The organism is Flagellimonas algicola, assembly GCF_005937185.1.
In the GTDB taxonomy this organism is placed as follows: Bacteria; Bacteroidota; Bacteroidia; order Flavobacteriales; family Flavobacteriaceae; genus Flagellimonas; species Flagellimonas algicola.
Window position 1 is genome coordinate 94337 of record NZ_VCNI01000001.1, and the last position, 12850, is coordinate 107186.

The 12850-nt window shown below is 42.0% G+C and carries 15 protein-coding genes; 8 read left to right on the plus strand and 7 right to left on the minus strand.

Features of this window, described 5'->3' with window-relative positions; all coding sequences use genetic code 11:
* Positions 1–25: 25 nt before the first annotated feature.
* From FGG15_RS00460 to FGG15_RS00470, 3 genes are read right to left on the minus strand one after another with little or no spacing between them, the layout of a single operon-like run.
* Positions 26–574, minus strand: coding sequence for an RsmD family RNA methyltransferase (locus FGG15_RS00460; RefSeq protein ID WP_138832088.1), 549 nt, complete (start codon positions 572–574; stop codon positions 26–28).
* Complete coding sequence (locus FGG15_RS00465) at positions 574–1407, minus strand: DUF3822 family protein (RefSeq protein WP_237561708.1); 834 nt, start codon at positions 1405–1407, stop codon at positions 574–576. The genes FGG15_RS00460 and FGG15_RS00465 overlap by 1 nt, the downstream gene beginning before the upstream one ends.
* A complete protein-coding gene (locus FGG15_RS00470) occupies positions 1388–2035 on the minus strand; it encodes a hypothetical protein (RefSeq protein WP_138835327.1) in 648 nt (215 codons plus the stop codon). Before FGG15_RS00470 ends, FGG15_RS00465 begins: the two co-directional genes overlap by 20 nt.
* 194 nt (positions 2036–2229) lie before the next feature.
* On the opposite strand from FGG15_RS00470, the gene FGG15_RS00475 reads away from it, so the two are divergent.
* From FGG15_RS00475 to FGG15_RS00500, 6 genes are read left to right on the plus strand one after another with little or no spacing between them, the layout of a single operon-like run.
* Complete coding sequence (locus FGG15_RS00475; protein ID WP_138832093.1) at positions 2230–3663, plus strand: ATP-dependent DNA helicase; 1434 nt, start codon at positions 2230–2232, stop codon at positions 3661–3663.
* Positions 3664–3693: 30 nt separating this feature from the next.
* Entirely contained in the window at positions 3694–4260 is a 567-nt protein-coding gene (locus FGG15_RS00480) for a DUF4126 domain-containing protein (RefSeq protein ID WP_138832095.1), read from the plus strand.
* Positions 4261–4296: 36 nt separating this feature from the next.
* Positions 4297–5010 (plus strand): 3-deoxy-manno-octulosonate cytidylyltransferase, encoded by a 714-nt coding sequence (gene kdsB / locus FGG15_RS00485; RefSeq protein WP_202619532.1) that lies wholly within the window; start codon positions 4297–4299, stop codon positions 5008–5010.
* Positions 5001–5705 carry an HAD family hydrolase gene (locus tag FGG15_RS00490; RefSeq protein WP_138832099.1) on the plus strand — a complete coding sequence of 235 codons (705 nt, stop codon included), beginning with the start codon at positions 5001–5003 and terminating at the stop codon, positions 5703–5705. Before kdsB ends, FGG15_RS00490 begins: the two co-directional genes overlap by 10 nt.
* On the plus strand, positions 5705–6829 hold the full coding sequence (locus FGG15_RS00495) for an iron-containing alcohol dehydrogenase family protein (protein WP_237561709.1): 1125 nt from the start codon (positions 5705–5707) through the stop codon (positions 6827–6829). The genes FGG15_RS00490 and FGG15_RS00495 overlap by 1 nt, the downstream gene beginning before the upstream one ends.
* Positions 6830–6866: 37 nt before the next feature.
* Positions 6867–7406, plus strand: a complete 540-nt coding sequence (locus FGG15_RS00500) for a 1-acyl-sn-glycerol-3-phosphate acyltransferase (RefSeq protein WP_138835330.1) — start codon at positions 6867–6869, stop codon at positions 7404–7406.
* Here FGG15_RS00500 and FGG15_RS00505 read toward each other — a convergent pair.
* On the minus strand, positions 7403–7897 hold the full coding sequence (locus FGG15_RS00505; protein WP_138832101.1) for a hypothetical protein: 495 nt from the start codon (positions 7895–7897) through the stop codon (positions 7403–7405). The two genes, FGG15_RS00500 and FGG15_RS00505, sit on opposite strands and share 4 nt — an antisense overlap.
* Before the next feature lie 195 nt (positions 7898–8092).
* Between FGG15_RS00505 and FGG15_RS00510 the strand changes: the two genes are divergently transcribed.
* On the plus strand, positions 8093–10348 hold the full coding sequence (locus FGG15_RS00510; protein WP_138832103.1) for a GH92 family glycosyl hydrolase: 2256 nt from the start codon (positions 8093–8095) through the stop codon (positions 10346–10348).
* A gap of 55 nt (positions 10349–10403) precedes the next feature.
* Here FGG15_RS00510 and FGG15_RS00515 read toward each other — a convergent pair whose 3' ends face one another.
* The 3 genes from FGG15_RS00515 to FGG15_RS00525 all read right to left on the minus strand — a co-directional run bounded on the left by FGG15_RS00515 (position 10404) and on the right by FGG15_RS00525 (position 12024).
* Positions 10404–10871, minus strand: coding sequence for a hypothetical protein (locus FGG15_RS00515; protein WP_138832105.1), 468 nt, complete (start codon positions 10869–10871; stop codon positions 10404–10406).
* A gap of 93 nt (positions 10872–10964) precedes the next feature.
* Entirely contained in the window at positions 10965–11675 is a 711-nt protein-coding gene (locus FGG15_RS00520; RefSeq protein WP_138832107.1) for a YebC/PmpR family DNA-binding transcriptional regulator, read from the minus strand.
* A gap of 61 nt (positions 11676–11736) precedes the next feature.
* Positions 11737–12024, minus strand: a complete 288-nt coding sequence (locus FGG15_RS00525) for a 4a-hydroxytetrahydrobiopterin dehydratase (RefSeq protein WP_138832109.1) — start codon at positions 12022–12024, stop codon at positions 11737–11739.
* 220 nt (positions 12025–12244) lie between these two features.
* Here FGG15_RS00525 and FGG15_RS00530 point away from each other — a divergent pair, with 220 nt between their 5' ends.
* The gene (locus FGG15_RS00530; protein WP_138832112.1) at positions 12245–12850 is read left to right on the plus strand and encodes a collagen-like protein; all 606 of its coding nucleotides are present in this window, start codon (positions 12245–12247) and stop codon (positions 12848–12850) included.

A 12850-nucleotide genomic window follows, 5' to 3' on the forward strand; every position in this document is an offset into this window, starting at 1 on the left:
TAACTGATTATGCACTCGGATTGGGTTATTCTGATACTCCCATCTCAAAAAAACTAAAAACGCTTCCCCCGTACTTTCTTTGTTCAGAAAAACTGGGGTGTTGGGAGAGATCGGTCTGGGCAGCGTGTTCTATAATCAGGAGTCCCTCATCCAGTAATAGGTTATTCTCAAAGACCAAATCTACAATTTTCAGAAATTGATCAGTATCAAAATTATAAGGCGGGTCTGCAAAGATGATGTTGGCTTGTTCCTTGGTGCGCTCCAAAAAATGGAATACATCCGATTTGATGGCAACAATGGGAAAATCCAGTTCTTTTGCGGTCTTGGAAATAAACTGGGCACAGCCCGAAAAACGGTCAACAGCGATTATTTCCTTACTTCCTCTAGAGCCGAATTCAAAGCTGATGTTACCGGTACCTGCAAACAAATCCATGACCTTGACATCATCCAAATAATATCGATTGTTCAAAATGTTGAAAAGCCCTTCTTTGGCCATGTCGGTCGTAGGTCTGACGGGAAGTTTTTTTGGCGCGGAAAGCCTTTTACCCTTGTACTTGCCGGAAATAATACGCATTACAACTTGCTTAAGGAGGTAAAATCAATGGCTTGACTTTCCAATTGATCTAATGGATAGTTGGAATCAACAGGAACGAAAACTGAAACCGATTGGATATACGAATAGCAAAGCTCAAAAATGGCATCCCCTTCCTCCACAAGTCCAAACAACTTGAGTTGTACCTGTTCCAAATCAATCTGGAGTTGCTCCAAACTAAAGAGCAAGAAATACAGAAAATCCTCCTTGGTCTTGTATTCAAAGTGGTTGTAAAAGAGCAGCTTTTTATCTGATATGACCACAATTTCCATTTCCTTTTCCGCCACGTGAACATAGCACACAGGTTGGGATGTAGCACGGGTTTGGTTCAATAATGTGGAAATTAAAACGGTACCGGTATGTTTAAATTCGAAGGCTCCAAAAAGATCAAAAATATGATTGTTCACATTGGCAAACGGAACATAAACGTTAATAAGGTCGTGATTGGAAATTTCATCATGCGCAATATGATCATTTGCCATTATTTTGGCATTGAACTTTAAATAGTTGGCAAGCTCCTCTTTTTTGAACAAAGCTTTTGGCACCAGACTAAATAGGCCATTTTTGTGGATAACCACCACTTCTGAAAAATTGGTGCCCACCGTGCTATTCTTATTAAGCACTGCTTTGAGTTCTTTAAGGAGCAAATAGGGTGTGGAAGCCGTTTTGAAGCTTACCTTTTCAAATGCAAGGATTTCATTGGAAATGGTATCCAGCACACAAAAAGAAAGTCCATTCAAACCAACTTGAATGGACAATTTCTTAAAAGTGTTTTCGGAATTTTGCTCCGAGATATTATTGGTCTTTTCTGTCATAGATTGGAGGCCAGTTTCCATTGGTACTTACATCGGTAAGTGAACCAACCTTAATTTCTGTTCCATTTACCTCTTCCACACTTTGATGGGCATTTTCTCTAGCCAATAGATCCACAGGCTGATCATACAATACCAAATCCTTTTTTGCTTTGGCTTCAAAAACTGGTGCTTTATATCCTTGCTTGTCAATGATATCAGCTTTCATTTCAAATTTTTCTCCGCCTTGGGCATAAGGAATGTCCATCATGGTCTTATAGCGATCATCATTTTTGAAAAGGGAATCCTTCACCTTAATAAACCCTAAAGTATCTATAATTATGGTGTCCACTTGCAAGTCAATTTGGTACACCTTGTCATAACGCATAAAGGAAGAATCCTTCTGGCTGGTAATGGTATAACTACCGGTATCCACAAACTGAACCAAGCTATTGAAATTACCGGCAAATCGTCCGTTTACTGTTTTATAGGCTTCTTGGGAATCCCTGATATCCTTTAGCTTGGCGATAACTCGGGAAAACCTTTCTTTTCTTACCTTCTTGAACTCAATAGGGGCATTGATGGATTGATAGATTTTGTAGCCAAGAAAAATGCTCAAAAGGCCAAAGGTTATTACCAAAACAGGCTTGATTTTTTGAGGCAAAAATCTGTCAATTAGAAATACAAGGCCTATGGTCACAAGGCAAATAACAACAACAATAAGAATTAAGTTTAACATGCGAATATTGTCTTTCTTAGTTAATTTAGCGGTTACTGACAAATCTACAATTTTTTTTTAATCACGAAACTTTTTGCTTTAAAAATCCATACCTTCCAAACGAGCCTATGACAGACCCTACACCTTCTGGATTTTTAAAGATTCTATACCAGAAATTTCCACACGAGCCGACCCTTAAGCAGAACATTGCATTGGAGAAGCTTTCCAACTTTGTTTTTACTAAGAAGGAAGAGAAAGTCTTCCTTTTAAAAGGATTCGCAGGAACCGGTAAAACAACCTTGGTGGGAACTGTGGTCAATAGCTTGTGGAAAATAAGAATGGGTTCCGTTTTAATGGCTCCAACCGGAAGGGCTGCCAAGGTCATGTCCGTCTATTCCGGAACAAAAGCGTTCACCATTCATAAAAAGATATACTTTCCCAAAAAGCAATCCGGAGGAGGTATTCAGTTTGTATTGGCTCCCAATAAGCACCGCAATACCCTATTTATAGTGGATGAGGCCTCCATGATTCCAGATACCCCTGCAGATTCCAAATTATTTGAAAATGGATCTCTCCTGGATGATCTGATGTACTATGTGTATTCTGGCCACAACTGTAAATTACTATTGATAGGGGATACTGCGCAGTTGCCCCCAGTTAAACTGGATTTAAGTCCCGCTTTGGAACAGGACAGGATTGCACTCAATTACAATAAGGAAGTGGAGAGTCTGGAATTGGATGAAGTAATGCGGCAAACCCATGATTCGGGTATCCTATATAATGCAACGCATTTAAGGGAGCAATTACAAACCCAATACTATGATACCTTTCAATTTGAATTGGGATCCTTTAAGGATATCATTCGATTGGTGGACGGAACCGAAATCCAGGAAGCCATTGATTCCTCTTATGCAAATGATGGCAAGGAGGAAACAGCTATAGTGGTGCGATCCAATAAAAGGGCAAACCTATATAATCAAAACATTAGGGAGCGCATTCTTTTTCTGGACAACGAAATTGCCGTAGGGGATTATATGATGGTGGTGAAGAACAATTATTTCTGGCTACGGCCCAGTTCCGAAGCAGGCTTTATTGCCAACGGAGACATTTTGGAAATCCTGGAACTCTTTTCCATCAAGGAATTGTATGGGTTTTCATTTGCCGAGGTCAAGGTTAAAATGGTGGATTACCCTAATCAAAGACCTTTTGAAACGGTCTTGCTGTTGGACACGATAAAGGCCGAGACCCCTTCACTTTCCTATGAAGATGGTAATAGACTGTATCAAGAGGTTATGAAGGATTACGATCATGAAAAATCCAAATACAAAAAGTTTTTGGGAGTGAAGAACAATAAGTTCTTTAACGCGCTGCAGGTGAAGTTTTCCTATGCAATAACCTGTCATAAGTCGCAGGGTGGGCAATGGAACAATGTCTTTGTGGAACAACCCTATCTTCCAAATGGAGTGGATAAGGATTATCTAAGATGGTTGTATACGGCGGTTACCCGGGCCAAGGAAAAGCTATTTTTGATCGGATTCAAGGATGATTTTTTTCTTGACTAGGAATATTCTATTTTAGACAAAGCCATGGGCATGACACCAGATACCATAATAAGCATTTTCTTGGGCATAGGCCTGGCCGCCTCGGTAGGATTTAGGGTTTTTCTGCCCCTATTTGCGTTGAGTTTGGCCGCATATCTTGGAGTTTGGGATCTCAATGAAAATTGGGAATGGATTGGCAGTTTGGTCGCCTTGATTACCTTGGGCGTGGCCACCGTGGTTGAGATATTTGCTTATTTCATCCCTTGGGTGGACAATGCCTTGGACAGTTTGGCCGTTCCTTTGGCTGCTATTGCCGGAACAGCAGTAGTGGTATCTACTGTAGCCAACCTTGATCCTGTGGTAACATGGTCTCTTGCCATTATAGCAGGAGGTGGTACGGCCACCGCCATAAAAGGGGCCAACGCAGCAGGAAGACTAACCTCAACAGCAACTACCGGCGGTGTGGCGAACCCCGTGGTATCTACCGTGGAGACAGGTACGGCCGTGGTCGTATCCACTGCCTCTATTTTGGTACCACCCATTGCCGCTATTCTAGTAATCATTATTTTGGTTGTCATTTTTAGAATTTATCGCAAATTGCGGCCAAAAAGTAGATAGATAAACCTTTAAGCAATTCAGGTGAAGATTATTTCCATGATACCGGCCCGGTACCAGGCCTCTAGATTTCCGGCTAAGCTAATGCAGGATTTAAATGGCAAACCGGTTATTGTTCGCACTTACGAAGCCGCAGTCCAAACGGGTTTGTTTGACGAAGTGTATGTGGTTACGGACAGTGATGTTATTTATGATGTGATTTCAGGTATCGGTGGAAAAGCACTTCGAAGCCAAAGGGAACACGAAAGCGGAAGCGACCGCATCGCTGAAGCTGTGGAAGAAATGGATGTGGATATCGTAATCAATGTTCAGGGCGATGAGCCTTTTATAGACAAGGTAAGTCTGGCAAAAGTAATTGAGGTGTTCAAAAACGATGATACCGAAGAGATAGACTTGGCCTCTTTGATGACTCCAATTACGGATTGGGATGAAATAGCAAATCCCAACACGGTAAAAGTCATTGTGGACAAGGAGGATTTTGCCCTGTATTTTTCAAGATCACCCATTCCTTATCCAAGGGATGAAGAGGTAGAAGCCACTTATTACAAACACAAGGGCATTTATGCTTTTAGAAAAAGGGCCCTAATGGATTTCCAAAGACTGCCAATGCGCTCTTTGGAGGCCAAGGAAAAAATTGAGGCCATCCGATTTTTGGAATATGGAAAAAAAATAAAAATGGTGGAAACTCACGTGACCGGCATAGAAATTGATACCCCCGAAGACCTAGAACGCGCCAAAAAAGCATGGATATAGATTTTAAAGACATAAAGGTCATTGGCTTTGATGCTGACGACACACTCTGGGTAAACGAAACCTATTTTAGGGAGACCGAGGAACGCTTTGCCGAGTTGTTGGAGGGATATGAGACCAAGAACAAGATAGACCAGGAACTTTTCAAGGTCGAAATGCAAAACCTGGAACTCTATGGATATGGAGTAAAAGGATTTGTGCTGTCCATGATTGAAACCGCATTGGATTTGTCCAACAACAGAATTTCCCAGCAAACCCTAACCGAGATTTTGGATTTGGGAAAAAAAATGATTTCCCATCCTGTGGAACTATTGGATGGGGTGCAGGAAGTATTGTCCAAATTAGAGAACAAGTACAGGCTTATTGTACTTACCAAGGGCGATTTGTTGGATCAGGAGCGAAAGCTGGAAAAGTCAGGAATTTCCAAATATTTTCATCACGTAGAAGTCTTAAGTGATAAAAAAGAGAACAATTACCGAAATCTATTAGAGCATTTGGAGATAGACGTTACGGAATTCCTGATGATCGGTAACTCCCTTAAGTCGGATGTCCTACCCATTTTGAATATCGGGGCCAAAGCCATTCATGTACCCTTTCACACCACATGGGCTCACGAAATGGTCACCGAAGATGAACAGATAAACAATCATCTAAAATTGAACAACCTCAAGGATGTTCTAAAGTACTTGGAAAATTAATGAACACGAACTATAACTTGGAAAGCAAGGAGACCATATCAAAAAATACCTCGTACCGGAACTTCCCCATGGTTCCCAGAGTGATTTTTGGAAAGGGAAGTTTTTCCCAACTGGGCGAAATACTATTGCCGCAAAGGCGAAATTCTGAAGCTCCCTTCATCTTTTTAGTGGATGACTTTTTTGAAAACAGGAGTTTGGCCAATGAAATTCCTTTGTTGTTCAATGATGAACTTATCTTTATTTCAGCAGATGAAGAGCCAAAAACCGCACAGGTGGACGCCTTGGTTGCAAGGATTCAGCAGAACTTTGATGAACTTCCTTCAGGAATTGTTGGAATCGGAGGGGGAACCCTACTGGATTTGGCCAAAGCAGTGTCCATCCTCTTGAACAATGATGGCTTGGCGCAGGATTATCAAGGGTGGGATTTGGTACAGCGCCCCGCTATATATCATGTTGGTATTCCAACTATAAGCGGAACGGGAGCTGAAGTCTCACGCACAACGGTATTGTTGGGGCCAGAGAAAAAACTGGGCATCAACTCTGACCATACCACCTTTGACCAGGTAATTCTAGATCCAGATTTGACACAAACGGTACCTACGGAACAATGGTTCTACACGGGAATGGACTGTTTTATCCATTGCATAGAGTCTTTGGAAGGGACCTATTTGAATGCTTTTAGTCAAAGCTATGGCGAAAAGGCATTGGATTTATGCAAGGAAGTTTTCTTGGAGGACCATCCAGAGGAAGCTTCTAGAGATATGCTCATGATGGCCTCTTGGCATGGAGGGATGAGCATTGCGTACTCCCAGGTGGGGATAGCGCATGCCATGAGTTATGGTCTGTCCTATCTTTTGGGAATCAAACATGGTATTGGCAACTGTTTGGTGTTTCAACACTTGGAGGAGTTTTATCCAGAGGGAGTGAAACTCTTTAACCAGATGCTTTCCAAGCACAATATTCAAATGCCCAAAGGTATCTGTTCCAACCTTTCACAAAGTGATTTTGATACCATGGTAGAGGTGTCACTGGGAATGTGTGCATTGTGGGAAAATGCACTGGGGAAGGATTGGAAAAGCATTATGACTCCCCAACGACTTCAGGAACTTTACTCCCGTATCTAGGAAGATCTTCCTATCTGTTTAAAACTGTATTGCTATGATGCACCAGCTCGCCAAATTTTTATACTTCAAGGTTTTGGGTTGGAAGCTGGTAGGTGTCTTTCCGGATTTGGATAAATGCGTGATAATTGTAGTTCCCCATACCCATTGGTTGGATTTCTTTTTAGGACTTTTAGTGCGTAAGGTTATCAATAAGGAGATGAACTATATTGGAAAAAAGAGCCTTTTCAAACCTCCTCTTGGCTGGTTTTTCAGATGGACTGGCGGCGCTCCCATAGATCGAACCAAAAACTCCAATACGGTGGACAGTGTGGCTGAAATTTTTAAGGAAAGGAAGGTATTCCGTTTTGCATTGGCACCAGAAGGAACCCGGAAAAAAGTAACCGCACTCAAAACCGGATTCTATCACATTGCCAAAAAGGCTCAAGTTCCCATAGTTATGGTGGCGTTTGACTTTGGAAATAAACAGGTAAAGATTGCCGAGCCATTTCTACCAACCGAGGATATTCAACAGGATTTTAAAAAAATCCGTGCCTTTTTCAAGGGGGTTCAGGGGAGGATTCCGGAATATAGCTACTAGGTCTTTTTAAGCGGTTTCGCCTTGGGTTTTTCCACTTTTTTCTTATTTCCCGGAAATACCAAGTTGGTACTTGAATAGCTGCCGCCAAAGGTCAGTGCCGCAGCATATACTTGCTGAATGGCATCCACCACCTGATGTTCTGAAAGCTCTTTCAGGGGATGGGTATATACGGACCAAATAATCTCATCACTGAGGGCATATTTTACATCCAAAGCTGAATGAAAGTTGGCTACCAGGGCATTCAATAACTCTTCTTCACCAAGCTTTTCCCGTTCCACAATGGGCGAAATGATCCGCATCCGATTCGCATTTTCATCAAAAACACAGATTAACATGGCTTCATTAAATAAAAACTGGTATTGATTCCCATTTACTTTGACGGTATCCGCCTCTTTTTCAATAATTTCATAGAGTTTGGCCGGGGTCATTTCTTGGGCAGATAGTATCCCGAAGCCAAGGAACATGAAAAATGCTAAGATATAATTACGCATAGGACAAGCTTTGTTTTTTGGTCGCGAGATTGCAAATTACTTTACAAGGAAACCTAGAGTGGCAAATTTCCAAACCCCTGAATTCTTGGCAAAATCCAATTTCTTACAACCCTTAAATTAAACATTTATACGGTTATGGTCTATAACGATCTATTCCCTAAAGATTAATTAACTTCCCATTTTTATAAATTCAAAATGAGAAAAAACCGTTTTATCCTGCTCGTTTCAGTATTAATTTTGGGCTGTTCCCAAGTAAAGGAAACTCCGGTTGCAGCGCAAGAGGACTATGTAGATTTGGTATACCCATTTTTGGATACGGCCAATTCCCGCTGGTTTTTCTTCTCGTCTGCTAGCCGTCCTTTTGGCATGGTCAATTTAAGCCCAGACACAGAAACCGAGGGGGCATGGGGGAGTGGCTACCGATATAAAACTACCAACATTAAAGGATTTTCGCATGTGCATGCCTGGCAAATGTCAGGCCCATCAGTTATGCCGTTAATTTCAGATGGAACGCAAAAAGATTATGCCAATTTTCATTCTGATTTTACACACGAAACAGAGAAAGTACATCCTGGTTATCATTACGTTGAATTGCAGAAACACGGAATAAACGTAGAGCTAACCAGTACAACGCGAGTGGGTTTTCATCAATATTCCTTCCCATCCAAGTCCAATAAAGTTATTATGTTTAATCTGGAGGGGCAGAATGGCCCATCCAAAATGATTGAACCCGAGTTGGAAATTGTCGGCAATAAGATGATTTCTGGAAAAGTGGTCAATGCCCCTACAAGCAGAAGGCCAAAACCCATTACTGTTTATTTCCATGCACTTTTGGATACTGCCATTGAAACTTTGGAAAGCAAGGAGGGGAAATTCCTGATTAGATTGGATGACGAAGGAAAAAAGGTTAAGATGAAGCTGGCCATATCCTATACGTCCATTGCCAATGCCAAAGAAAACATGGAGGCTGAACTATCCCATTGGGATTTTGATGAAGTTGTTCAAGATTCCCGCTCCCAATGGAACCAAATGTTGGGTAGGGTTAAGGTGGAGGGCAATACCCAAGAGCAACGGAGACGTTTTTACACCGATTTATGGCACGCACTGCAAGGAAGAAGAATCATAAGTGATGTAAATGGAGCATATCCAGATAACACAAATAAAGATGTTCGAATTGGGCAGATACCTCTTGATCAAGAGGGCAATCCCAAGTTCAACCATTACAATTCCGATTCTTTTTGGGGTGCACAGTGGACCATTGCGGTACTTTGGCAGTTGGTGTACCCTGAAATAGCGGATGAGTTTGTCCAATCTCTTTTACAGTATTATCAAGATGGAGGGATGGTACCCCGTGGTCCCTCAGGAGGCAATTATACGTACGTGATGACGGGAGCGTCCGCAACGCCTTTCATGGTGGGCGCCTATCAAAAAGGGATTCGTGGCTATGACCCGGAACTATTATATGAGGGACTTAGAAAAAATCATATGTCTGGGGGAATTATGGCCCGGGCTGGATACGAGCATAAGACAACGAAAGGAGGAGGATTGGAACATTATATCAGTGAGGGTTATGTGCCGTATCCCAATCCCGAGGGAGATTTTGGAGGCCACCAGGATGGCGCGAGCATGACTTTGGAGTATGCATATCAGGATTACGCTTTGGACCAATTGGCAGAATCTCTAGGAAAAATTGAGGATCAAAAGTACTTTTTGGAGCGATCAAAAACTTACAAGAATGTTTTTGATTCCAAGACCAACTGGATCAGACCTAAAAATGATAAAGGAGAATGGAAACCTGATTTTGATCCGCACGACTATCAAAATGGTTTTGTGGAGGCCAATGGTTCCCAAGCAACATGGTTTGTCCCGCATGATCTTGAAGGCTTGGCCCAATTGATGGGCGGCAAGCAAGCAGCAGTGAAAAAATTGCAAGATCAGTTCATGGAGGCCGAAAAAATGGGATTTACCTCTGGCACTTCGCATGCCGTGGAGACCCACCCTGAATATAAACGCATTCCTATCAATTACGGCAATCAACCCTCCATGCAGACCGCACATGTGTTCTATTTTTTGGACAGACCAGATTTGACGCAATTATGGGTACGGAAGGTAGTGGATGACGTTTATAGTGGACTGAGTCCAGAAACAGGCTATAACGGTGACGAAGATCAGGGGTTAATGGGATCTTTAGCAGTTCTTCTCAAAATGGGCTTATTCCAAATGACGGCTGGAGTGGAGGCGGAGCCCAAATACATTGTAACCAAACCCATTTTTGACAGGCTCACCATTCAACTAGATCAGAACTATTTTCCAGGAAAAGAACTTGTTATTGAGGTCGAGGATAGCACATTGGATGCCATTTCTAAATTGGTGTTTAACCATGAAGAAATCCCTGAGTCTGAAATCAGGCATTCAGAATTGGTCAAAGGGGGAATATTGGTTGTGGAATAACAACCTAAATTTTAAAACGTGTTCAACAGCGGCCCATTACTAATCAGGAATTTAACTAGGCTCGCTCAAAATCAAGTTCTGCCCTTGCAGGGTCATCTGTACCATCCCCATCCAAATCAAATTCTGCAGGACCACTGATGGAAAGGGTATTGGCCGTACTTTGTATGCTAAAAAACTCGTCATCCCCTGGAGAGTCATCAAATTCAACTACCAATAGGTCTTCATCGAATGACATTTGCCCGGTGCTAATCTCAGGATCTTCCCCCGTTTCAGTAATGGTCAATGTAAATCTTCCATTGGATTGAATGACAAGGGTTACTGTGCCTCCCTGTTCCACCACATCAATTGCCAAGGAAGCTCCGCTACCTGCAATATCAAATTCCGCTCGAGTAGCATTCCAACTTCCCGCAATATCACTGATGGAAATTTCCGATCCGTCTAGGTCAAGTCCTTCGTCTTCTCCACATGCATAAAGACATATGAGAAGTAAGGCACATCCAAAAAATCTGGTGATTACTTTCATGATTGATATAATTCGTTGATGAGTAATAAGTTACAAACTATATCAGTAAAAAATAAATGCTGAAAGTTAAATATGGAAACGGTACAAATGTGGCTATTCCTTCATGGTGTGGTAAACATTCTGCACATCATCGTCCTCCTCAATCTTTTCCAAGAGTTTTTCCACATCTGCAATCTGTTCTTCGGAAAGTTCCTTTGTAACTTGGGGAATACGCTCAAAACCGGAGGAAATAATCTCAATTTCACGGGATTCCAGCTCCTTTTGAATAGCACCAAAACTTTCAAACGAAGCATAGATATGAATGCCATCTTCATCCACGAATACCTCTTCTGCTCCAAAATCGATCATTTCCAATTCCAGTTCTTCAGGATCAAGACCTTCTCCATTTATGGCGAAGTTACATGTATGATCAAACATAAATTCTACAGAGCCGGAGGTGCCCAGACTACCGTTGCACTTGTTAAAGTAACTGCGGATGTTGGCCACGGTTCGGGTATTGTTATCCGTAGCTGTCTCGATTAAAATGGCAATACCATGAGGTGCATAACCTTCAAAAAGTACTTCTTTGAAATCGCCCTGACTCTTGTCGGAAGCCCTTTTAATAGCCCTTTCAATATTGTCCTTGGGCATATTGACTGCCTTGGCATTCTGAATTACAGCACGCAATCTGGAATTGGAATCCGGGTCTGGACCGCCTTCTTTTACCGCAATAACAATATCCTTGCCGATGCGGGTAAACGCTTTGGACATAGCAGCCCAGCGTTTCATTTTCCGTGCCTTCCTGAATTCAAATGCTCTTCCCATTTATCTTGATTTTGGACAGCGACAAATTTAGCAAAAAAAGCCTCCTTGTCAAGCTGAAGTACTACCCTTTGGACACAATCTGTTCAATAGCGTTGGCTAGGTCAAAATCATATTGGGTAATGCCTCCCGCATCGTGGGTATTCAGCTTAATGGTCAGCTGGTTGTACACATTTTCCCAATTGGGGTGGTGGTTTTGTTGTTCGGCTACAAAAGCAATATGGGTCATGACTGAAAAGGCTTCTTTAAAGTCCTTAAAAACAAAAGATTTGCAGATGCTACCATTATCATAGGTCCATCCATCCAGGTTTTTCAATTGGGCTTCTATCTGGGGAGTAGTTAGTTTGTCCATTTTTTTGATTTAATATAGTGAATAAATACAATCCCAGCTCCCTTTCCCATTCACTTTTGGGCTCCCTTGTTACATTTCCAAAAGCATTTGTTACATATGGAGAATGCCCCAAAAGTAGTCGCTTCTAATTTTGAAACAGCGACGACCTCCATGCTGTAATGGATGGAAATATCTAAGAAAACTTCCCCCTAAAAACAAGGTTAACATTAAATCTAAAATCATGAAAAAAGTACACTTCATTTTTTTGGCCGTTGTTGCAATGGCATGTACAGTTTTGATTGCCTGTTCTGCGGAAGATGGTGAGACCGGGCCGCCAGGAGCCCAAGGCCCACAAGGAATTCCTGGAATTGACGGACAAGATGGGCTAGATGGAACAGATGGCCAGGACGGAACTGACGGGCAAGATGGCAACGCCAATGTAATTTTTTCCAATTGGATGGACGCGGATTGGAATGTACAAGACGACCCCAGGGCAAAATCAATGAACATATTGATTACAGAGATAGACAATATTGAGCTTAGGAATAGAAGCTTGGTGTTTGTATATCTACAACAATGGGGAACTTCAAGTATTTATCCCATGCCCAATGCTGGTCGTTGGTCAAACACATTGTACTCCTATACGTTTGGAAATAATGGGATAACCTTAAACGGTATTACCGTAACGCTTGTAAGTACCAACGGGGTTGATTTAACTGAATTTCAGTACTCAGGCTCCAGAGGAAACAGGTTTCGATATGTGTTGATTCCTGAAAGTGCCCAATCGGGTAAATTGGACTATTCCAACTATGAGGCGGTAAAATCTTTTTACAGCCTTCCAGATTAA

What these genes read in the sequence shown, in the direction of transcription:
- FGG15_RS00490 (WP_138832099.1), top strand. Translation starts at nt 5,001, where the DNA reads ATGGATATAGATTTTAAAGACATAAAGGTCATTGGCTTTGATGCTGAC.
- FGG15_RS00475 (WP_138832093.1), top strand. Translation starts at nt 2,230, where the DNA reads ATGACAGACCCTACACCTTCTGGATTTTTAAAGATTCTATACCAGAAA.
- FGG15_RS00480 (WP_138832095.1), top strand. Translation starts at nt 3,694, where the DNA reads ATGACACCAGATACCATAATAAGCATTTTCTTGGGCATAGGCCTGGCC.
- FGG15_RS00505 (WP_138832101.1), bottom strand. Translation starts at nt 7,897, where the DNA reads ATGCGTAATTATATCTTAGCATTTTTCATGTTCCTTGGCTTCGGGATA.
- FGG15_RS00520 (WP_138832107.1), bottom strand. Translation starts at nt 11,675, where the DNA reads ATGGGAAGAGCATTTGAATTCAGGAAGGCACGGAAAATGAAACGCTGG.
- FGG15_RS00465 (WP_237561708.1), bottom strand. Translation starts at nt 1,407, where the DNA reads ATGACAGAAAAGACCAATAATATCTCGGAGCAAAATTCCGAAAACACT.
- FGG15_RS00495 (WP_237561709.1), top strand. Translation starts at nt 5,705, where the DNA reads ATGAACACGAACTATAACTTGGAAAGCAAGGAGACCATATCAAAAAAT.
- FGG15_RS00510 (WP_138832103.1), top strand. Translation starts at nt 8,093, where the DNA reads ATGAGAAAAAACCGTTTTATCCTGCTCGTTTCAGTATTAATTTTGGGC.
- FGG15_RS00530 (WP_138832112.1), top strand. Translation starts at nt 12,245, where the DNA reads ATGAAAAAAGTACACTTCATTTTTTTGGCCGTTGTTGCAATGGCATGT.
- kdsB (WP_202619532.1), top strand. Translation starts at nt 4,297, where the DNA reads ATGATACCGGCCCGGTACCAGGCCTCTAGATTTCCGGCTAAGCTAATG.
- FGG15_RS00525 (WP_138832109.1), bottom strand. Translation starts at nt 12,024, where the DNA reads ATGGACAAACTAACTACTCCCCAGATAGAAGCCCAATTGAAAAACCTG.
- FGG15_RS00500 (WP_138835330.1), top strand. Translation starts at nt 6,867, where the DNA reads ATGCACCAGCTCGCCAAATTTTTATACTTCAAGGTTTTGGGTTGGAAG.
- FGG15_RS00515 (WP_138832105.1), bottom strand. Translation starts at nt 10,871, where the DNA reads ATGAAAGTAATCACCAGATTTTTTGGATGTGCCTTACTTCTCATATGT.
- FGG15_RS00460 (WP_138832088.1), bottom strand. Translation starts at nt 574, where the DNA reads ATGCGTATTATTTCCGGCAAGTACAAGGGTAAAAGGCTTTCCGCGCCA.